General features: G+C 73.8%; 17 protein-coding genes and 1 riboswitch. Of the genes, 9 read left to right on the top strand and 8 right to left on the bottom strand.

The window, feature by feature from the left end:
* Position 1: 1 nt before the first annotated feature.
* On the bottom strand, positions 2-754 hold the full coding sequence (locus tag E1211_RS05585) for an SDR family NAD(P)-dependent oxidoreductase (protein WP_132346078.1): 753 nt from the start codon (positions 752-754) through the stop codon (positions 2-4).
* A gap of 148 nt (positions 755-902) precedes the next feature.
* Here E1211_RS05585 and E1211_RS05580 point away from each other — a divergent pair, with 148 nt between their 5' ends.
* From E1211_RS05580 to E1211_RS05565, 4 genes are all read left to right on the top strand, one after another.
* Complete coding sequence (locus tag E1211_RS05580; protein WP_132346076.1) at positions 903-1,514, top strand: DUF2625 family protein; 612 nt, start codon at positions 903-905, stop codon at positions 1,512-1,514.
* Positions 1,515-1,557: 43 nt separating this feature from the next.
* Positions 1,558-1,637, top strand: a riboswitch (ZMP/ZTP riboswitch).
* A 22-nt stretch (positions 1,638-1,659) separates the two neighbouring features.
* Positions 1,660-2,499, top strand: a complete 840-nt coding sequence (locus E1211_RS05575; RefSeq protein WP_132346074.1) for a bifunctional 5,10-methylenetetrahydrofolate dehydrogenase/5,10-methenyltetrahydrofolate cyclohydrolase — start codon at positions 1,660-1,662, stop codon at positions 2,497-2,499.
* Between the two features lie 154 nt (positions 2,500-2,653).
* A complete protein-coding gene (locus E1211_RS05570; RefSeq protein WP_132346072.1) occupies positions 2,654-4,459 on the top strand; it encodes a ricin-type beta-trefoil lectin domain protein in 1,806 nt (601 codons plus the stop codon).
* Between the two features lie 567 nt (positions 4,460-5,026).
* On the top strand, positions 5,027-5,779 hold the full coding sequence (locus tag E1211_RS05565) for a dienelactone hydrolase family protein (RefSeq protein ID WP_132346070.1): 753 nt from the start codon (positions 5,027-5,029) through the stop codon (positions 5,777-5,779).
* A gap of 47 nt (positions 5,780-5,826) precedes the next feature.
* On the opposite strand, the gene E1211_RS05560 is transcribed toward E1211_RS05565, so the two are convergent.
* On the bottom strand, positions 5,827-6,348 hold the full coding sequence (locus tag E1211_RS05560) for a hypothetical protein (protein ID WP_132346068.1): 522 nt from the start codon (positions 6,346-6,348) through the stop codon (positions 5,827-5,829).
* 104 nt (positions 6,349-6,452) lie between these two features.
* Between E1211_RS05560 and hflX the strand changes: the two genes are divergently transcribed.
* Both hflX and E1211_RS05550 read left to right on the top strand, forming a co-directional pair.
* On the top strand, positions 6,453-7,601 hold the full coding sequence (gene hflX / locus E1211_RS05555; protein WP_132346066.1) for a GTPase HflX: 1,149 nt from the start codon (positions 6,453-6,455) through the stop codon (positions 7,599-7,601).
* A 218-nt stretch (positions 7,602-7,819) separates the two neighbouring features.
* A complete protein-coding gene (locus E1211_RS05550; protein ID WP_132346064.1) occupies positions 7,820-9,631 on the top strand; it encodes an acyl-CoA dehydrogenase in 1,812 nt (603 codons plus the stop codon).
* Positions 9,632-9,673: 42 nt separating this feature from the next.
* On the opposite strand, the gene E1211_RS05545 is transcribed toward E1211_RS05550, so the two are convergent.
* Together E1211_RS05545 and E1211_RS32345 are read right to left on the bottom strand one after the other, a co-directional pair.
* Positions 9,674-10,390 (bottom strand): spermidine synthase, encoded by a 717-nt coding sequence (locus tag E1211_RS05545; protein WP_132346062.1) that lies wholly within the window; start codon positions 10,388-10,390, stop codon positions 9,674-9,676.
* A 49-nt stretch (positions 10,391-10,439) separates the two neighbouring features.
* Positions 10,440-10,781: a hypothetical protein gene (locus tag E1211_RS32345; protein WP_165947178.1), complete on the bottom strand. Its 342-nt coding sequence runs from the start codon at positions 10,779-10,781 to the stop codon at positions 10,440-10,442.
* A gap of 123 nt (positions 10,782-10,904) precedes the next feature.
* Between E1211_RS32345 and eccB the strand changes: the two genes are divergently transcribed.
* Complete coding sequence (gene eccB, locus E1211_RS05535) at positions 10,905-12,287, top strand: type VII secretion protein EccB (protein WP_132346060.1); 1,383 nt, start codon at positions 10,905-10,907, stop codon at positions 12,285-12,287.
* A gap of 132 nt (positions 12,288-12,419) precedes the next feature.
* Here the strand turns inward: eccB and E1211_RS05530 are convergent, their stop codons facing one another.
* From E1211_RS05530 to E1211_RS05515, 4 genes are all read right to left on the bottom strand, one after another.
* Complete coding sequence (locus E1211_RS05530; RefSeq protein WP_132346058.1) at positions 12,420-13,025, bottom strand: bifunctional 2-polyprenyl-6-hydroxyphenol methylase/3-demethylubiquinol 3-O-methyltransferase UbiG; 606 nt, start codon at positions 13,023-13,025, stop codon at positions 12,420-12,422.
* A 114-nt stretch (positions 13,026-13,139) separates the two neighbouring features.
* Positions 13,140-14,006: a carbohydrate ABC transporter permease gene (locus E1211_RS05525; RefSeq protein WP_132346056.1), complete on the bottom strand. Its 867-nt coding sequence runs from the start codon at positions 14,004-14,006 to the stop codon at positions 13,140-13,142.
* On the bottom strand, positions 14,006-14,965 hold the full coding sequence (locus E1211_RS05520) for a carbohydrate ABC transporter permease (protein WP_132346054.1): 960 nt from the start codon (positions 14,963-14,965) through the stop codon (positions 14,006-14,008). Before E1211_RS05520 ends, E1211_RS05525 begins: the two co-directional genes overlap by 1 nt.
* Complete coding sequence (locus tag E1211_RS05515; RefSeq protein ID WP_132346052.1) at positions 14,962-16,356, bottom strand: ABC transporter substrate-binding protein; 1,395 nt, start codon at positions 16,354-16,356, stop codon at positions 14,962-14,964. The genes E1211_RS05520 and E1211_RS05515 overlap by 4 nt, the downstream gene beginning before the upstream one ends.
* Positions 16,357-16,533: 177 nt before the next feature.
* On the opposite strand from E1211_RS05515, the gene E1211_RS05510 reads away from it, so the two are divergent.
* Together E1211_RS05510 and E1211_RS05505 are read left to right on the top strand one after the other, a co-directional pair.
* Positions 16,534-17,514 (top strand): zinc-binding alcohol dehydrogenase, encoded by a 981-nt coding sequence (locus E1211_RS05510; RefSeq protein WP_243709358.1) that lies wholly within the window; start codon positions 16,534-16,536, stop codon positions 17,512-17,514.
* Positions 17,511-18,329 carry a sugar phosphate isomerase/epimerase family protein gene (locus tag E1211_RS05505; protein WP_132346048.1) on the top strand — a complete coding sequence of 273 codons (819 nt, stop codon included), beginning with the start codon at positions 17,511-17,513 and terminating at the stop codon, positions 18,327-18,329. The genes E1211_RS05510 and E1211_RS05505 overlap by 4 nt, the downstream gene beginning before the upstream one ends.
* The last annotated feature ends 18 nt before the right edge of the window (positions 18,330-18,347 follow it).

Below are 18,347 nucleotides of genomic sequence, written 5' to 3'. Positions count from 1 at the left end.
GTCAGGTCAGGGTCAGCCCGCCGTCGATCGCGACCACCTGACCGGTCACCCAGGCCGCCCTGGGGTCGGCCAGCGCCGCGATCCAGTCGGCGATCTCCGCCGGCTGGCCCCGCCGCCCCAGCGGTACGCGCGCCGCCTCGTCGCGGTGGATCTGCTCGATCACGGCGGCCGGGAGTCCCGCGGCGGCCAGCGCGTCGCTGTAGACCGGCCCGGGTGCGACCGCGTTGACCCGGATCCCGTCGGCGGCCAGCTCCAGCGCCCAACTGCGGGTCAGCGAATCGATTGCCGTCTTGCTCGCCCCGTAGTGGGCGAAACCCGGGGCCGGCAGCGTCCCGAACGCGCTCGAGACGTTCACCACCGAGCCGCGGCTCGCCCGCAGGTGCGGCAACGCGGCCCGGGTCAGCACCGTGGGACCGATCACGTTCACCGCGAACAGGTCCGCCACCGCCGTCGCGTCGGACTCGGCGAGGGGGAGCGCCGCGAACATGCCGGCATTGTTGACCAGTACGTCGAGCCGGCCGAACCGTGACGTGATCGTCGTGACGATCCGCTCCGCGTCCTCGGGGTTCCGGGCGTCGCTCACCAGCGACGTCAACCGCGGCTGCCCCTCGGTCGCCTCGGCCAAGCGGTCGGGTCGGCGTCCCGTGACGACGACCTGGGCTCCGCGTTCGGCGAAGAGGTGGGCGGTCGCCCTACCGATACCGGCGCTGCCGCCCGTCACCACGACAACCCGTCCGTCCCACTCCGATGGCATCTGCCTGTCCCCTCTCCTGGTGCGGGATCACCGCCAGAACTCGGCAACGGTAGGGGCCTGACACCAGTGTCAAGGTCAAACCGGGTGGCTCGCCGGACGCCACCGTGCCGTCGCCGAGGGGTCGGATGGGGCGTGGCAGGCTGACCGGGTGGAGCTGTCTACGTGGCACGAGGTGTCGGCGGCGGTCGCTGAGGCCCCGTACCCGGTCGAGGTGCTGCCGGCCGACCCGCGGCGGGCGGCGTCCTGCCTGGCGGCGCTCGGCATCACCGCCGGGTCGTGGCTGGGCGGGGTGGTGGCCAACAGCGGTGGGCTGCTGGTGGACCACGGGTGGCTGCGGGTGCTGGGCGGTGGGCACGGCCTGCTGCCCGACGTGGTCGCCGAGTCCGACCCGTCCACCGGGCTGCTCGTCGTCGGCCACGACGTGCTGGGCGGCCGGTACGCGTGGCTGCGCACCCGGCCGGACGTCCGGCCGAGCGTGCACTACTTCGGCCCGGACGAGCTCGGTTGGCTGGATCTGGAGCGGGGGTACGGCGAGTGGCTCGGCGCGGTGCTCGGCGGCGCGCTGACCGCGTTCTACGAGAACCTGCGCTGGCCGGGGTGGGAGCGGGAGGTCGCGGCCCTCGCCCTTGACGAGGGGATCAGTGCCGTGCCGCCGCCCTTCACCGCGGAGGGCAGGGATCTCGCCGCGGTGTCCCGCAGGGCCGTCGCGTTGCGCGAGCTGGTGTCCTTCTACGCGGAGACGGGGCGGCAGCTCGGCTAGCCGGGGGCCGTCGCGTGGCCCGCGCGCCGGTCCGTTGGTAGCCTGGATGGCGCGCGACTGGCGAGGGTGGTCCACCACCGGGGAGCGCTGTCTGCTGGAGCATCGTCCGCCTGGGTGCTCCTCACCACGAGGTGAGGAGCCGCACATGACCGCGACGTTGATGGACGGGCAGACCCTGGCCCGGACGCTGCTCGACCAGACCGCGGAGCGCGCCGCGGCGTTCGCGCGTACCCACGGGCGCCGGCCCTGCCTGGCGACGGTCCTCGTCGGCGACGATCCCGCCTCGCACACGTACGTGCGGATGAAGGTGAACCGCTGCGCGGCGGTGGGGATCGAGTCGCGGCGGGTGGACCTGCCGGCCTCGACCAGCACCGACGAGCTCGTGACGGTGCTGCGGGAACTCTCCGCGGACCGCGCGGTGGACGGCATCCTGTTGCAGCACCCGGTGCCGGGGCACGTCGACGAGCGCGCCGCGTTCGAGGCGATCGCCGCGGAGAAGGACGTCGACGGGGTGACCGGGGCGTCGTTCGCGGCGACGGCGTTCGGGGAGCGTGGTTTCGTGTCCTGCACACCGGGGGGCATCATGCGGCTGCTGGACGCGTACGACGTGCCGCTGCGCGGGCGCCGAGCGGTCGTGGTGGGGCGCAGCGCGATCCTCGGCAAGCCGGCGGGGATGCTGCTGCTGGCCCGGGACGCGACGGTGACGTACTGCCACTCCCGCACCGTCGACCTGGCTTCCCACGTGGCTGAGGCCGACGTGGTGGTCGCCGCGGCGGGCGTGCCGGAGCTGGTGCGCGGCGAGTGGATCAAGCCGGGCGCGGTGGTGGTGGACGCCGGCTACAACCCCGGCAACGTGGGCGACGTCGAGTTCACCGCCGCGGCCGCCCGGGCGAGCCTGATCACCCCCGTGCCGGGCGGGGTGGGGCCGATGACCATCGCGACGCTGCTGGCGCAGACCGTGGACGCCGCCGAGCTGCACGCCTGACCCGCCGGCCCGCCGCCCGCCTTGGGGGCCGGCGGCGGTGATGGCGGTGTCGCCGCCGTGGGCGGGCGGCGCAAACAGATCGGGCGGTGGGTGAACCAGCCGGGCCGGCGCGCCGTCGTGCATGCGGAGACGGTACGCAGGGAGGAACAACAGAATGCGACCCACGCCCGGCGCCGGTGGCTCGTCGAAGCTCCGTGGCCTGCTCACCGACGTGTCCCGTCGGGTCCGACGCGGCCTGCCGCCCCCGGTCGCGCGGGCGCTGCGCCGCGGCGGGGCGCGCCTGGACACGCCGGTGCGTCGGGGCGTGGCGGCAGGCGCCGTCTTCTCCCTGGCCGCCGCGGCCGGCGTGGCGGCCGCGTCGGGGTTCGGCGCGGCCACCGCCGAGGACGTGCACACGGGCCGGCCGGTGCCGGCCAGCCAGGTGCAGGTCATCTCCGCCGCCGCGCTGGCCTGTCCGGCGCTCACCCCGGCGCGCCTCGCCGGGCAGGTGATGGCCGAGTCGGGCTTCGACCCGGCCGCCCGTACGGAGGGCGGCGCCGGGGTCGCCGGCCTGAGCGACCGGGTGTGGGACGAGTGGAAGCCGGGTGCGGACGCGCGGCGGGAGGACCCCGAGGCGAACATCGTCGCGCTCGCGCACTACATGTGCGACCTCGCCGGGCGGGTCCGGCAGACCGAACTGGACGGTGACCGGTGGCGGCTGGCGTTGGCGGCGTACCACTCCGGGCTGCCCGCCGTCCGCGACGCCGGCCGCGTGCCGGACGCCGCCGAGGGGTACGTCGGCGTGGTGACCGGCTACGCGAGCTGGTACGCGCGGCAGCCGGAGTTCACCCGCAGCGGTCCGACCCGGTCCCCGGGGCCGGTCGGCGGGGTGGAGCCGAGCAGCGGTACCCCGGCGACGCCCGTGCCCGAGGCGTACCTGCCGGCGATCGTGGCCGCCGGGAAGGCCTGCTCGGCGGTGCCGTCGACGCGGATCGCCGCCCAGTTGATGGCGGCCTCGGCGTTCAACCCGAACCTGCTCGGCTCGTCCGGCGCGCAGGGCATCGCCCAGTTCAGCCCCGAGGTCTGGGCGCGGTACGTTCCGAACGCCACGGCCGCGTCGCCGTGGGACCCGCACCAGGCGATCGCGGCGCTCGGCGCGGTGATGTGCCGGCTGGTCGACGAGGTGGGCCGCTCCGGGCAGGGCGACTCGTACCAGAAGGCGCTCGCCGCGTTCCAGTGGGGACCGGAGGCGGTGCAGCGGGCCGGTGGGGTGCCGGACTCGCCGGCCGTGCGCAGGCTCATCGCCCTGACCGAGGCGTACACCGCGAGCTATCAGGGCGATCCGCGGCTGCCGGGGCCGCGCCCCGGCAAGCCGGCCGGTGCTGGTCCGTCGCGTGCGCCCGTCGGGCCGGGCGGCACCGCGCCGGGCCGGCCGGCCCAGGGCGGTCCGGCGACCGGCGGCCCGACCACGGGCGGCGCCCCGACTGGCGGTACGGCCACCGGCGGACCGGTCCAGCCTGGTGGGACGAAATCGGCCGCGCCCCCGCCGCCGCCGCGGACCAGTACGGCACCGGCGAATCCGGGGCCGAAGCCGGTGGGCGGAGCCGGCGCGATCATCGGGTACGGCAGCGGGCGGTGCATCGACGTGACCGACGGCGCGTACCAGAGCAACCCGCAGCTGCAGATCTGGACGTGCAACGGTGGCCCGAACCAGCAGTGGACGATCTACAGCGACGGGACGGTCCGGGCGTTCGGACGGTGCATGACGGTGGCGGGCGGCTCGACCGCGGACGGCGCGCGGATCCTGCTGAGCTCCTGCACCGGCAGTTCCTCGCAGAAGTTCACCCTGAACAACGCGCACGACCTGGTCAACAAGCGGGCGGACAAGTGCGTGGACGCCACCGACATGCAGACCGGCAGCGGCACGCGGTTGCAGCTGTGGTCCTGCGGCGGCACCTCCAACCAGAAGTGGCACCGCTGAGCCGGTCCGACGTGGGCAGGGGCGCGGCCTATCGGCCGCGCCCCTGCGCGTCCGGTCGCCGGTGGCGCGTCGGCTGCCCGCGGGAGGTGGCCCGGTCCGGGTCGCCTTGTCGTGCGGTCTCCGAGACGAGACGGTTCATCGATGTAAACAGGGTCACTATTCGCGCCCGGATCGGGCCGTCCCTGCCGGGGCGGGAGCTAGTCTGCGTCTGCTCGGGCTCGTCCGCCGCGTCGGACGGGACCGTCCGACCTGCCGGGTTCGCCGGCTACCGCGCGTCACGCCCCTCGGCTGCGGGCGCTCGGAGTCCTCGTCGTCGGGCAGGGTGACCGGTCTCGCCGGCCGGCCGGGAAGGTGAGAAGTACGCGTCCGGCCGCGGTGCGAGCGGCCGGACGCGTACCCGTGCCACAGTACGTCACCCGGTCGCCGATTGCGGGGGCGTGGGGCGGTCCCCCGGGGCCACCGTTCGCCCCGTTCGCGTCAGCATCTCAACAGCGGGATTCGTTGCGAGGGGCAACGACCCGGGGGGTAGCGTCTGCGGCGGAACTTGTTGCGCGCGAGGAGGCTGCGGTGCGGACGACGACGGTCGACGTCAAGACCAGCGACGGGGTGGCCGACGCCTACCTCGTACTTCCGGACGGGGAGGGCCCCTTCCCGGCCGTGCTGGTCTTCATGGATGCGTTCGGGCTGCGGCCCCGCATGGTCGAGATGGCTGAGCGGATCGCCGGCCGCGGGTACGCGGTGCTGATGCCGAACCTCTTCTACCGGGCCGGCCGGGCACCACTGTTCGACCTCTCGATGCTCGGCGACGCGGCGCAGCGGGACGCCATCTTCGACAAGATCGGGCCGTACGTGATCGCGTTGACCCCGGAGGTGGTCACCCGCGACACCGGGGCCTACCTGGACTTCCTGGCCGCCCGCGACGACGTGGCGGACGGCCCGGTCGCCATCGTCGGCTACTGCATGGGCGCCATGAACGCGCTGCGGGCCATCGAGGCGTACCCGGACCGGATCGCCGCGCTGGGCAGCTTCCACGCGGGACGGGTGGTCACCGACGCCGCCGACAGCCCCCACCTGGGGGTCGGCTCGGTCACCGGTGAGCTCTACTTCGCCCACGCCGACCACGACCACTCGATGAACGCCGAGCAGATCGCCACCCTGGAGCGGACGCTCGACGCCGCCGGTGTCCGGTACCGCTCCGAGGTGTACGAGGGCGCGACCCACGGGTTCACCATGTCCGACACGGCCGCGTACGACGAGGCGGCCGAGAAGCGGCACTGGACGGCCATGTTCGAGCTCTTCGAGCGTACGTTCGGCCGCTGAGCCACGACGTGTACGCCGGGCCCGACCGATCGGGCCCGGCGTCGTGCTCAGGTGGTCCCGGGTGGCGGGCCGACGTCGCTGTGTCGACCGGGGCGCACGGCGGCGTGCCGCTGCCCCGGGGAGGGCCCGCGGCGGGCGGCGAACACGTCGGCCACCGCGCCCGTCGCGAAGGCGTACACGCCCTTGTGCAGCAGGTCGACGGCGAGCTCCCGGCGGGGCCAGGTCTGCGGAGGACTTCCCGCGCCGGTGCCGTTCTCCAGCATCTGGTCGCTGGTCAGCCGGATCACCGTGAACATCGCGGAGGCCATCGGGCCCCGCAGGCCGGCGTTCGCCATCACGGCGCGCACGATTCCGGCCGCCGCGCCGAGCCCGTAGTGCATCCCGAGGTTCAGCGTCCGGGACTGCTCGCGGCGACGCTCGGGCAGGCCGATCAGACGTTGCAGGGTGCGAGCCGGCATGTACGAGTCGGGCCGGCCGGTCAACCGCTGCTCCAGCTTCTCCCCGGCGGTCATGACGGCGACGCCGGCCAGGCCGGCGAGGAGACCCTGCGGTACCGCGCGGAGCAGCATGCCACCCTCTACCCGCTCAGCGCCCCGGCACACCACCGGGCCCCGGCATGGCGGCCCGTCAGGCGGGTAGCTCGCAGCGTCGGTGCGACGAGGTGAGGTGGCGGATGGCCGGTTCGTGGTTGCTGGGCGAGGGGTGGGGTGTGCCGGGGAGGCGACCCACGGCGTTGCTGGCCGGGGTACGCGACGAGGGCGCCGGCGACACGGGTGCGGGCACCGCGACCTCGCTGGAGGAGTTGCGGCGGCTGGCCGACACCGACGGTCTCGAGGTGGCGGACGCGGTGGTGCAGAACCGGACCCGGCCGGACCCGGCGACGTTTCTCGGATCGGGAAAGGTGGACGAGCTGGCCGCGCTGGCCGAACGTACGGGCGCCGATGTGGTCATCGCGGACGGGGAGTTGTCCCCCGGCCAGATCCGTAACCTGGAGGAACGGGTCGGGGTGCGGGTGGTCGACCGGAGCGCGCTGATCCTCGACATATTCGCCGAGCACGCCCGCACCGGCGAGGGCCGGTTGCAGGTCGAACTGGCGCAGATCGCCTACCAGCTGCCCCGGCTGCGTGGCGACGGGCGCTCGTTGTCCCGGGTCGGCGGTGGCCGGACCGCGGGTGGCGCCGGCATGGGTGTGCGTGGTCCGGGTGAGATGCGGCTGGAGACGCAGCGCCGGCGGTTGCGGCAGCGCGCGACCCGGCTACGCCGCAACGCCGCGGAACTGGCGCGGCGGCGGGAGCGGACACGCAACCGCCGGGCCCGCAACCAGGTGCCGTCGGTGTCGATCACCGGGTACACGAACGCCGGCAAGTCGGCCCTGCTCAACCGGCTGACCGGCGCGGACGCTCAGGTGCAGGACGTGCTCTTCGCAACCCTGGACCCGACGGTACGTCGGCTGAACGCGGGCGGCCTGACCTTCACCGTCACCGACACGGTCGGGTTCGTACGGCATCTGCCGCACCAGCTCGTGGATGCGTTCCGGTCGACGTTGGAGGAGGTCAGCGGCAGCGATCTGGCGCTGCACGTGGTCGACGCGTCCGCGCCCGACGCGCTGGACCAGATCACCACCGTGCACGGGGTGCTGCACGAGATCGGCGCGGGCGACGTACCGGAGCTGCTCGTCCTCAACAAGATCGATGTCGCGCCGCCGGAGTGGGTGGACTGCCTGTGCCGGGCCCACCCGCAGGCCGTGCCGGTCTCCGCGCTGACCGGCGCGGGAACCGCCGAGCTGCGTACGACCCTGGTGGAGGAGCTGCGCCGGCGCTGACCGCCCGTCGTACGTGAGAACCATCGTGGTGCGCCCGGCGCCTCCGTGCCGAGCGACGCGCAGGTGCCGGGCTCACCGCGGTGCGGACGTGCGGCGGTGCTCCGCCGACGCGGTGGTGCGCCCGGCGCGCCGATCGGACAGGATGACGGGACGCGAAGCGCCGCGCAGCCGCCCCCGGCGACCCGTCTCGTCGGGGGGCGGACGGTGAGAGGAGATCCGTGTCGTCCACCCTGCTGTCCCGACGTGACCTGCGGTTCCTGCTCCACGACTGGCTGGAGGTGACCCGGCTGACCGAGCGTCCCCGCTACGCGGAGCACACCCGGGAGACCTTCGACGCGGTGCTCGAACTGGCGGAGCGGGTGGCCACCGAGCACTTCGCCCCGCACAACCGGGCGGCCGACCTCGACGAGCCCACCTTCGACGGTCGACGGGTACACCTGATCCCGGAGGTCAAGGCCGCGCTGGACGTCTTCGCGGAGACCGGGCTGCTGGCGTCCACGCTGGACGAGGCGGTCGGCGGCCTGCAGCTACCGCACGTCGTGGCCGCCGCCTGCTTCGCCTGGTGCCAGGCCGCGAACGTCGCCACCTCGGCGTACCCGATGCTCACTCTCGGCAACGTCAACCTGCTGCTCGCCCACGGCAGCCCGGAGCAGATCGACACCTGGGCGCGCCCGATGATCGAGGGGCGGTTCCACGGCACCATGTGCCTCTCCGAGCCGCACGCCGGCAGCTCACTGGCGGACATCACCACCCGGGCCGAGCCGCAGGCCGACGGCGCCTACCGGCTGTACGGCACCAAGATGTGGATCTCCGGCGGGGAGCACGAGCTGGGCGAGAACATCGTTCACCTGGTGCTGGCCCGGCTGCCCGGGGCTCCGCCGGGAGTGAAGGGCATCTCGCTGTTCATCGTGCCGAAGCTGCTCCTCGGCCCGGACGGCGCACCCGGCGACCGCAACGACGTCGTGCTGGTCGGCCTGAACCACAAGATGGGCTACCGGGGGACGACCAACGCCCTGCTCGGCTTCGGCGACGGCGCGCACCGCCCGGCCGGCCGGGCTGGCGCGGTCGGCTACCTGGTGGGTGAGCCGCACCAGGGGCTGGCGCAGATGTTCCACATGATGAACGAAGCGCGCATCGGGGTGGGCGCCGGCGCGACCGCGCTCGGCTACACCGGTTACCTGAAGTCCCTGGAGTACGCCCGTCAGCGGCCGCAGGGACGACCGCCGGCCGCCAAGGACCCGGCGACACCGCAGGTGCCGATCGTCGCCCACCCCGACGTGAAGCGGATGCTCCTCGCGCAGAAGAGCTACGTGGAGGGCGCGCTGGCGCTGGTGCTCTACTGCGGGCGGCTGCTCGACGAGGCGAAGAGCGCCGCCGAGCCGGCCGACCGCGCCCGCGCCCACCTGCTGCTCGACGTACTCACCCCGATCGTGAAGAGCTGGCCGGCGCAGTGGTGCCTCGCCGCCAACGACCTCGCCATCCAGGTGCACGGCGGGGCCGGCTACACCCGCGACCACGACGTCGAACAGCACTGGCGGGACAACCGGCTCAACCCGATCCACGAGGGCACCCACGGCATCCAGGCGCTGGACCTGCTGGGCCGTAAGGTCACCATGCGCGACGGGGCGGGGCTGGCCACGCTTGTCGAGACGATCGGCGCGACCGTCGAGCGGGCCGGCAAGGCCGGTGGGGAGTGCGCCGAGCCGGCTGAGCGGCTCGCCACCGCGGTGCGGCGGCTCACCGACGTCACCCGCCGGTTGTGGAGCGCCGGTGACCCGCAGCTCGCGCTCGCCAACGCCAGCGTCTACCTGGAGGCGGCCGGCCACGTGGTGATCGCCTGGATGTGGCTGGAGCAGCTGCTGGTCGTCGAGACGGCCGGCGTCGCCGCACCGGACGCGGACCTGTACGCCGGCAAGCGGCACGCCGCGCGCTGGTTCTACCGGTACGAGTTGCCCCGCACCGGCCCACAGTTCGACCTGCTGGCCAGCCTGGACCGGACCACCCTGGAGATGCGTGACGCCTGGTTCTGAGCACGCCCCGCCGGGGTGCTCGGCCTCCGGGTCCTTCGCCGGTCAGTCGGCGCGGCGGGCCACGTAGACCGTGTTCGCCGACTCGCCCCCGGTCAGCGGGTTGGCGAACGGCACGACGTGCGCCCGCGCGGTGGCGAAGACCTCGGCGAGGGCCTGCCCGAACGTCGGGTCGGGCGGATCGTCCGACCAGAGCGCGAACACCCCGCCCGGGTGCAGGTGACCGGCGAGCCGACGCAGCCCGGCCGGCGTGTAGAACGCCGCGTTCCGCGGGTGCAGCACGTGCCGTGGCGAGTGGTCGATGTCGAGCAGTACCGCGTGGAAGCGGCGCGCGGGACGGTCGGGGTCGAACCCGTCGCCGTCGACGGCGGCGAAGAAGTCGGCCCGGACGAGGCGGGTCCGCGGGTCGTCGGCCAGACCGGCGGCGAACGGCAGCAGCCCGCGCCGGTGCCAGTCGATGACGTCCTCGATCGCCTCGATCACGTGCAGCGACCGCACCCGGTCGTCGGCGAGCGCGGTGCGCGCGGTGTAGCCGAGACCGAGACCACCGACGACCACGTCCAGTTCGGTGTCGGCCAGCGGGGCCAGCCCGAGGCGGGCCAGCTCGATCTCCGCGACCGGGAAGAGGCTGGACATGAGGAACTCGTCGTCGAGCTTGACCTCGTACACCTCGGCCTGAAGCGCCGGGTCGCGGCGCCGGCGCAGGCTGATCAGGCCGATCGGCGTCTCCCGCCAGGCCAGTTCCTCGAAGCGTGCGCCCACCCGGTCCTCATCTCGTCGGTTCCGTGCCGGATGCTACCCGTCGCCGAGGTCAGCCCAGGCCGAGCGCGCACGTCAGCACCACGGCCGCCACCGCGACCGCGACGAGGGTGACCGGGCGACGCAGCGGCGCCTGCCGCCGCAGCACGACCAGCAGGGCGCCGGTGGCCAGCGACGCGAACGCCGCCACGGTGGCCACCCAGAGGTAACCGGCGACCCGCGGTGCCTCCGGGTCGTCCAGCGCCGCGACCCCGCCGGCCACCGCCAGCCAGGCCGGCGGGGCGACGACCGCGCAGAGCAGGGCCAGCACCGCGGCGCCGTGCGGCGGCCCGGGGATCACCGGGTCAGCGCGGTCGGGCCGCTGCCACGGGCGTCCACCGTCCGGGGGATTCACGGCGGTGACGGTACGGCACGCCGCGACGCCGGGACCGGAGCGGCCACCCGCGGCTACCGAGGGTCCACGAAGGATCGACGCAGCGCATATCCTGTGCCCCGATCGAGCATCGGAGAGGATGTCATGCCGTCGCGGCAGGACCAGCTGCACTCGTACCAGTTCACCGTCCAGCGGGCGGTCGCCGCGCTGGTCATGCGGGACACCGACCCGGCGCAGTCGCCGTTGCGGCGGCTCGCCGGCGCCGCGCTGGCCGGCGTGCTGGTCGCCGCGATCGGGCTGGGAGGCTTCGCGCTCTACGGGCTCTTCGCCGGTGGTGGCCGCGACTGGCGGGACAGCGGCGCGGTGATCGTGGAGAAGGAGTCCGGCGCCCGGTACGTCTACCGGGAGGAGAGGCTGCATCCCGTGCTGAACTACGCCTCGGCGCTGCTGATCGTCGGCGCCGAGCGGCCCAGGACGGTGCTGGTGTCCCGCCGGTCCATCGAGGGGGTGCCGCGTGGCCTGCCGCTGGGCATCGCCGACGCCCCGGACTCGCTGCCCGCCCCGGCCCGGCTGTCGAACGCCCCCTGGACGGTCTGCTCGGGCGCGCCCGGCAGCGCCGACCCTGCCGTCCCGCGTTCGGTGCTGCTGATCGGCGGGGACGCGGGCGGCGGCCGGCGGCTCGGCGACGAGGCGCTGCTGCTGCGCGATCCCGACGGCGGGCTGCACCTGGTGTGGCGTGAGCGCCGCTACCTGATCCGCGACACCGCCCGGGTGCTCGCCGCGTTGGCCACCACCCGGGCGCGGGCCGTCCCGGTGGCTCCGGCGCTGCTCAACACACTCCCGGCCGGGGCCGATCTCGCGCCGCCCGAGCTGCCCGACCTGGGCCGGAGATCCGTCCGGGTGCCGGGCGCGGAGGTCGGCGACGTCTACCTGGTACGCAACTCCGGTGGCGGCAGGCAGTTCGCGGTCGCCGTCCGGGACGGGTTGGCCGGGATCACCGAACTGCAGGCGAGCCTGCTCCTGGCGCGCACCGGCCAGCGCGCGCCCGAGCCGATGACCCTCGGTCGGTTCGCCGCGCTGCCCGAGGTTGCCGACCTGACCCCGTCGGGCCCGGCCGCCCCGCCGGCGACGCCGCCACGGCTGGCGGCCGTCGACGGCGGCGGGCTCTGTGCTCGGGTGGGCGACGAGGCGGGGGCGGAGATCCGGGTCGGGGCGCGGCTGCCGGAGCCGGCCGCCGCACCCCGACCCGGCGGGACGGGCGGCGGAGCGCGCGTCGACCAGGTCGTGGTGGAGCCGGGCCGGGGCGCCGTCGTCGAGGCGGTGGCGGCGCCCGGCGCCTCCGGCGGGTCGCTCTCGGTCGTCACCGACCTCGGCCGGCGGCATGTGGTGGCCGATCGTGGGGTGCTGGCCGTGCTCGGCTACCGCGACGTGCGTCCCGCCCGGCTGCCGGCTGGCCTGGTGAGCCTGGTGCCGGCCGGCGCCACGCTCGACCCGGCGGTGGCGCGGGCCGCCGCCACGCCGGGCTGACCGGCCGGCGCGGAGCGGCCCGGCCCAGTTGTCGGGCTTCGCCGGGTTCGGTCGGCGGGGGCCCGCGCAGCGTGGCGAACGTCCGCTCCGGCTCGCGCTGGCTGCCGCTCGGCTCGATCGGGCGGGGCCCGCTCAGTCGGCGGGGCGGCGCAGCAGGGTGACGGCGAAGTCCGCGTCGTCCCGCCAGGGGCGCAGGTCAAAGGTCGCGAAGCGATGCTCCAGGCGCAGGCCGGCGGCGACCGCGTCCGCGTCGAAGTCGGGCAGCGGATAGCCGCGGCCGGTGCCGAAACCGACCGCCAGCACGCCGTCCGGGCGCAGGTGCCCGGCGACCCGGCGCAGCACCTCCTGCTCCGTGCCCGGCGCGACGAAGGTCAGCACGTTCCCGACCAGCACCGCCGCGTCGAACGGCTCGGCCTCGCCGTGCGCGGGCAGGTCCAGCTCGGCCAGGTCACCGACGAGCCAGCGCGGCCCGGGATGATCGGCGCGGGCGGCCTCGACCAGCGCCGGATCGGCGTCGACCCCGACCACTGTGTGACCTCTGGCGGCCAGCGCGGCGCCCACCCGGCCGGTGCCCGAGCCGGCGTCGAGGATCCGCGACCCGGGCGTCACCAGCGCGTCGACCAGCCGAGCCTCGCCGGTGAGGTCCGCCCCCTCGGCCGCGAGCCGGCGGAACCGGTCGATGTACCACTGCGAGTGCTCGGGGCCGGTGTCGGTCTCCCAGCGGGTCGGGTTTCGCATGCCCCCACCGTAGTCAGGCCGGTTACCGGCCCCTCGCGGGCTCCGGGCTCTCTCCCCCGGAAAGAGTGGCCCACCCGCGCGGAACGGCGCTGTTTCCGGGGGAGCGCCAGTGGGTCAGCCCTTCTCGGCGCCGCTGGTGAGACCCTCGGTGAGGAGGCGTTCGCTGGCGAAGAAGAGCAGCACGATCGGGAGGGTGAGGACCACCGAGCCGGCCATCAGCACCGTCTTCGGCACCTCCACGCCGTCGGCGAGCTGCGCGAGCCCCAGCGACACCGTCCAGCGGTGCGGCTTGTCGACGAGGAAGAGCAGCGCGAAGAGGAACTCGTTCCAGGCGATCATGAAGTCGTAGAGGGCGACCGCCATGATCGACGGGGCGGCGAGGGGGAGGCTGATCCGGCGGATGATGCCGATCCGGCCCGCGCCGTCGATCGCGGCGGACTCCTCCAGGCTGACCGGGATGGTCTCGAAGTAGTTCTTGAGCATGTAGACCGAGACCGGCAGGGTCTGCGAGATGTAGACCAGGACCAGCCCGAGCAGGGAGCCGCGCAGTCCCGCCCGGGTGAAGACCACGAAGAGCGGGATGGCGATCACGATGGAGGGGAAGAGGTAGACCGCCAGGAAGAGGAAGTCGACCTGACGGCGGCCGAAGAAGCGCAGCCGGGACACCGCGTACGCGCCGGGGATCGCCACGATCAACGTGAGCAGGGTCGCGGCGACGGCGACGAGACCGCTGTTGCCGATGAAGGCGAGGAAACCCTGTCCGCCGTCCTCGCTGGCCTTGAGCACCTCGGCGTAGGTGCTCACGGTCAGCTCGCCGAGGCCGACCGCCAGCGCGCCCGGGTCGAGCAGCAGCCGCTCGATGGGGCGTACCGAGAGCACCAGCATGTAGTAGAAGGGGAAGGCGGTGACCAGCAGGAACGCGGCGATCACCAGCCGCCGCAGCCAGCGCAGCCCCACCGTCTCGACCCGGTCGCGGTCCATCACTCCACCCTCCGGCCGAAGAAGCGCAGGTAGATCAGGACGAACACGACGAGTACCACGGCCAGGACGACCGCCTGCGCCGCCGCCGCGCCGATGTCGGTACGCGCCGTGAGGAACTCGTAGACCCGGACGCTGACGACCTCGGTGCCGGCCGCGCCCCCGGTCAGCAGGTAGACGTCGTCGAACTTGTTGAACGTCATGATGAACCGCAGCACGCCGAGCAGCGCGATCACCGGCATCAGCTGTGGAAGCAGGATGTGCCGGAACCGCTGCGTGGGGGTGGCGCCGTCGACCCGGGCGGCCTCCTCCAGGTCGCCCGGCACCGCCTGGAGGCGGGCCAGCAGGAAGAGGAACGCGAACGGGAAGTAGCGCCACGTCTCGAAGGCGATCACGGTGGCGAGCGCGGTGGACTGCTGGGACAGGAACGGCACGGGGGCGTCCCAGCCGAGCAGCCGCTGACCCCAGTGGTTGACGATCCCGAGTTGCGGGTCGAGCATCACCTGCCAGACGAAGGTCATGGCGACCACCGGCGCCACGTACGGCAGCAGCATCGACGCCCGGACCAGGGTGCGGCCCCGGAACGGGCGGCGGACGACCAGCGCCGCCACCAGTCCGAGCACGATCGACCCGGCCGTGCTGCCGACGCTGTAGACCAGTGTGGTGACCAGGGTGTCGGTGAAGCCGGGGGTGTGCAGCACCCGGTCGATGTTGTCCAGGGTGAACTCGCCGAAGAGCCCGGTGCGGCGCAGCGTGGCGAGCCGGACCCGCTGGAAGGCGAGCACCACCGTCCAGACGATCGGGATGCCGATCACGGCGACGACGACGAGCAGGGTCGGCGCGACCAGCGCGAGCCCGGCCCGGGACTCGCGCCTGCGCAGGGTCAACGGTCTGCGGCGCGGCCGGCCGGGTGGCCGCTCCCGGACGGGGGAGCGGCCGGTGCCCGGCGCGGTGGTGGTCAATTGACGCCCGCCTTGATCGCCTCCACGTCCTTCTTCGCGCGGCCGACGGCGGCCGCGGCGTCGGACTTGCCGGCGATGACGTCGCTCAGGGCCTTCGGTACCGGCAGCTCACCGAGGATCGCGCCGACGAGTTTCCCCTGCCCCTGGGTGAGCCCCCAGCGTTGGAAGGTGTCGGGGCTGGTTCGCAGGTCGTCGAGGACCGGATCGCCGTACACCTCGGCGAGCGGCTTCTTGGCGTCCACCCCGGCCGGGCTGCCGTTCCAAGCGGTGAGGAACTTCTCCGGCTGCTCCGCGGTGCCCTTGCGGGCGGGGAACCGGCCCTCGGGGGACATGCCGAACCAGCGTGGGTAGGCGTCGTCGAGCAGGTGCTCGATGAAGGTCTTCGCCGGGGTGGCGGCGGCGCCGTCGAGCACCGCCCACGAGCTGATCTCGCCGTACTGGGCCGGCGCGGCGCCGTTCGGGCCCTTGATGGCGGTGACGAAGCCGCTGTTCTTCGCCAGGAAGGCGGGGTCGGCCGCGCACTGCGGGCAGGTCGGCTTGGCGTCGTTGCGGAGCCCGGCCAGCTCGTCGAGGATGAACGGCGACCAGATCACCATGGCCGCCCTGCCGGCGAAGTAGGTGGCCCGGGTGGTGTCCACGTCCTGCGCGCCCTTGACCGAGTGGTCGCGCATCAGGTCGCCGTAGAAGCGGAACGCCTCGACGCACTGCGGCGAGTCGAGCGTCACCGCGCCGGAGTCGTCGGTGAGTTGGCAGCCGTTGGCGAGCGCGAGGTGTTCGAACGTCTGCTGGGTGAAGACGTCGCCGGGTGCGGTCGCCGCCGTGATGCCGGCGATCCCGCCGGTGTTCAGCCGGGCCGCGGCGGCGGCGATCCGCTCGTAGGTGTCGGGCGCGGGAAGCCCGGCCGCGTCGAAGAGGTCCTTGCGGTAGACGAGCAGCTGGCCCCAACCGTCGCTGGGAACGGCGAGTTGGCGGCCCTCCTCGGCGGTCAGCTCCAGGGCTCGGGGGGAGAACGTCTGCCGGCCGAGCGTCTCGACGATCTCGCCGTTGGCGTCGGGGTGCAGTAGCTCGTTGCCGGCGAGGGTGCGGATGCCGGCCAGCGAGACGGAACCGACCACGTCGGGCAGCTCTCCGGCGGCGGCGCTGGAGGCGATGAGGGCCGGGAACTGGTCCTCGTTGACGGTGACCAGCTCGACCTGGATCCCGGTCGCCGCGGTGAAGTCGGCGATGATCGCCCTGGTGGCGGTCACCCGGTCGGCGACGTCCTCCAGGCTCCACACGGTGATCTTCTTGTCGTTGCTCTCGGGCTCGTCGTCGCCGCAGGCCAGCAGGGTGGTCCCGGCCAGTGCCATGATCAGGGTGGCGGCGAGCGTCCGCATCGGAGTGAATGACATCGACGGCACTCCTCTCGAAGGGTACATGAGGGATTCAACGCCTTCGATTGATCAATTACAAGACATATGCCGATTTTTTGTTCTACGATGGAACCCGGCGCTACCGGGATGTGACTCATGGTCAATTGGGTTGTCTCTCTCGCCGGGCCCCGACGGATCAGCCTGGAGCCCTGCCCCGTGGACCCACTCGGTCCGGGCCAGGTCCGCGTCCGCACCCGCTACTCCGGCATCTCCGCCGGCACCGAGCTCACCCTCTATCGGGGCAGCAACCCCCGGCTCAGCAAGGACTGGGACGACATCTCCCGGATGTTCGTACCGCGCCAGACCCCGGTGCCCTACCCGCTCGTCGGCTTCGGCTACGAAGAGGTCGGCGAGATCGTCGAGGTCGCCCCCGAGGTGACCGACCGGCACCCGGGACAGCTCGTCTGGGGCATCTGGGGCCACCGGGCCGAGGCGGTGCTCGCCGCTGACGCGGTCCAGCCCCTGGCGCCCGGGCTCGACCCGCTGGCCGGCGTCTTCGCCCGCCCCGGCGCCATCGCGCTCACCGCCGTACTCGCCGGCGACCTGCACCTCGGGGACTGGGTCGGCGTCTTCGGCCAGGGCGTCATCGGGCTGCTCGCCACCCGCCTCGCGGTGCTCTCCGGGGCCCGCGTCGTGGCCGTGGACCGGGTCGCCAACCGGCTCGTCCACGCCGGTCGCTACGGGGCCCGGGCGACCGTCGACGCGGGCGTCGAATCGGCCGCGGCCGTGCTCCGCGGCGCCACCGGTGGCCGGGGCGCCGACGTCTGCCTCGAACTGGCCGGGGCCTACCCGGCGCTGCACGAGGCGATCCGGGCCACCACCCACGCCGGCCGCGTCGTGGCCGCCGGCTTCTACCAGGGGCAGGCCGACGGCCTCGGCCTCGGCGAGGAGTTCCACCACAACCGGATCCAGCTGGTGGCGGCCCAGGTCTCCGGGCCCACCCCGGCGCCCGGCATGGCCGGCCGGTGGACCGGGGCCCGGGTCGCCCAGACCTTCATGGAGCTGGTGACCGAGGGCGACGTGGACCCGCTGCCACTGGTGAGTCACGTCGTCGACGCCGGCGCGGTGGCTGATGCGCTGGCGTTGCTCGACCACGGTGACGGTGACGTCCTCCAAGTCGTGTTGAGGTTCCCATGACCATCCCCATCGCCTGCCAGGAGCAGCTGCTGCCGGGCACCGACCTGATCCAGAAGTACGCGCTGGCGACCGCGCTCGGCTACCACGGGATCGAGCTGCGCGGCCGCGGTGAGCTGGCGTTCGCCCGCCGGCTGCCCGAACTACGCCGGGCCCGTGCCGCCGGCGTGGTGATGCCGACCGTCTGCGTCGAGATGGACCACTTCATCGGCGACTTCGACCCGGCACGCTCCGCCGACGCCGTACGCAACCTGCGCTCGCAGCTCTCGGTCGTCGCCGAGCTGGGCGGCGTCGGTGTGATGACCCCCGCCTCCTGGGGGATGTTCTCCCGACGGCTGCCGCCGTTCGAGCCGCCCCGGTCGCCGGCCGGTGACCGGCAGGTGCTCGTGGACGCGCTCGGCGACCTCGGCGAGCACGCCCGCCGCGAGGGGGTGGTGCTCTTCCTCGAACCGCTGAACCGGTACGAGGACCACATGGTCAACCGGCTCGACGAGGCGGTGGCGCTCTGCGCGGCCGTCGGGCTGCCCTCGGTGCGGGTGGTCGCCGACACCTTCCACATGAACATCGAGGAGGACGACGTGCACCGGGCGCTGCGCGCCGCCGCTCCGTACCTCGGGCACGTCCAGGTCAGCGACTCCAACCGCTACCAGCCGGGATCGGGTCACCTCGACTGGCCGGCGCTGGTCCGTACCCTGCTCGAACTCGACTACCGGGGCTGGCTCGCCCTGGAGTGCCGGCTCCGCGGCGATCCCGTGCGGGCGTTGCAGCAGGCCGCGACGGTGCTGCGGCACGCCGAGCCGCGCCGGGCGGCGGCGTGAGCGCCGGCGGCGTCCGGC

Source organism: Micromonospora sp. 15K316 (assembly GCF_004348525.1).
Classification (GTDB): Bacteria; Actinomycetota; Actinomycetes; order Mycobacteriales; family Micromonosporaceae; genus Micromonospora.
The sequence above is the reverse complement of the archived record's forward strand: the minus strand, read 5'-3'. Positions and strand labels throughout refer to the sequence as shown.

Excerpts from the sequence above, each read along its gene's own strand:
- E1211_RS05585 (WP_132346078.1), bottom strand. The coding sequence starts at position 754 with ATGCCATCGGAGTGGGACGGACGGGTTGTCGTGGTGACGGGCGGCAGC.
- E1211_RS05560 (WP_132346068.1), bottom strand. The coding sequence starts at position 6,348 with ATGCTGCTCCGCGCGGTACCGCAGGGTCTCCTCGCCGGCCTGGCCGGC.
- E1211_RS05530 (WP_132346058.1), bottom strand. The coding sequence starts at position 13,025 with ATGCGAAACCCGACCCGCTGGGAGACCGACACCGGCCCCGAGCACTCG.
- E1211_RS05570 (WP_132346072.1), top strand. The coding sequence starts at position 2,654 with ATGCGACCCACGCCCGGCGCCGGTGGCTCGTCGAAGCTCCGTGGCCTG.
- E1211_RS05515 (WP_132346052.1), bottom strand. The coding sequence starts at position 16,356 with ATGTCATTCACTCCGATGCGGACGCTCGCCGCCACCCTGATCATGGCA.
- E1211_RS05575 (WP_132346074.1), top strand. The coding sequence starts at position 1,660 with ATGACCGCGACGTTGATGGACGGGCAGACCCTGGCCCGGACGCTGCTC.
- E1211_RS05505 (WP_132346048.1), top strand. The coding sequence starts at position 17,511 with ATGACCATCCCCATCGCCTGCCAGGAGCAGCTGCTGCCGGGCACCGAC.
- eccB (WP_132346060.1), top strand. The coding sequence starts at position 10,905 with ATGCCGTCGCGGCAGGACCAGCTGCACTCGTACCAGTTCACCGTCCAG.
- E1211_RS05525 (WP_132346056.1), bottom strand. The coding sequence starts at position 14,006 with ATGGACCGCGACCGGGTCGAGACGGTGGGGCTGCGCTGGCTGCGGCGG.
- hflX (WP_132346066.1), top strand. The coding sequence starts at position 6,453 with ATGGCCGGTTCGTGGTTGCTGGGCGAGGGGTGGGGTGTGCCGGGGAGG.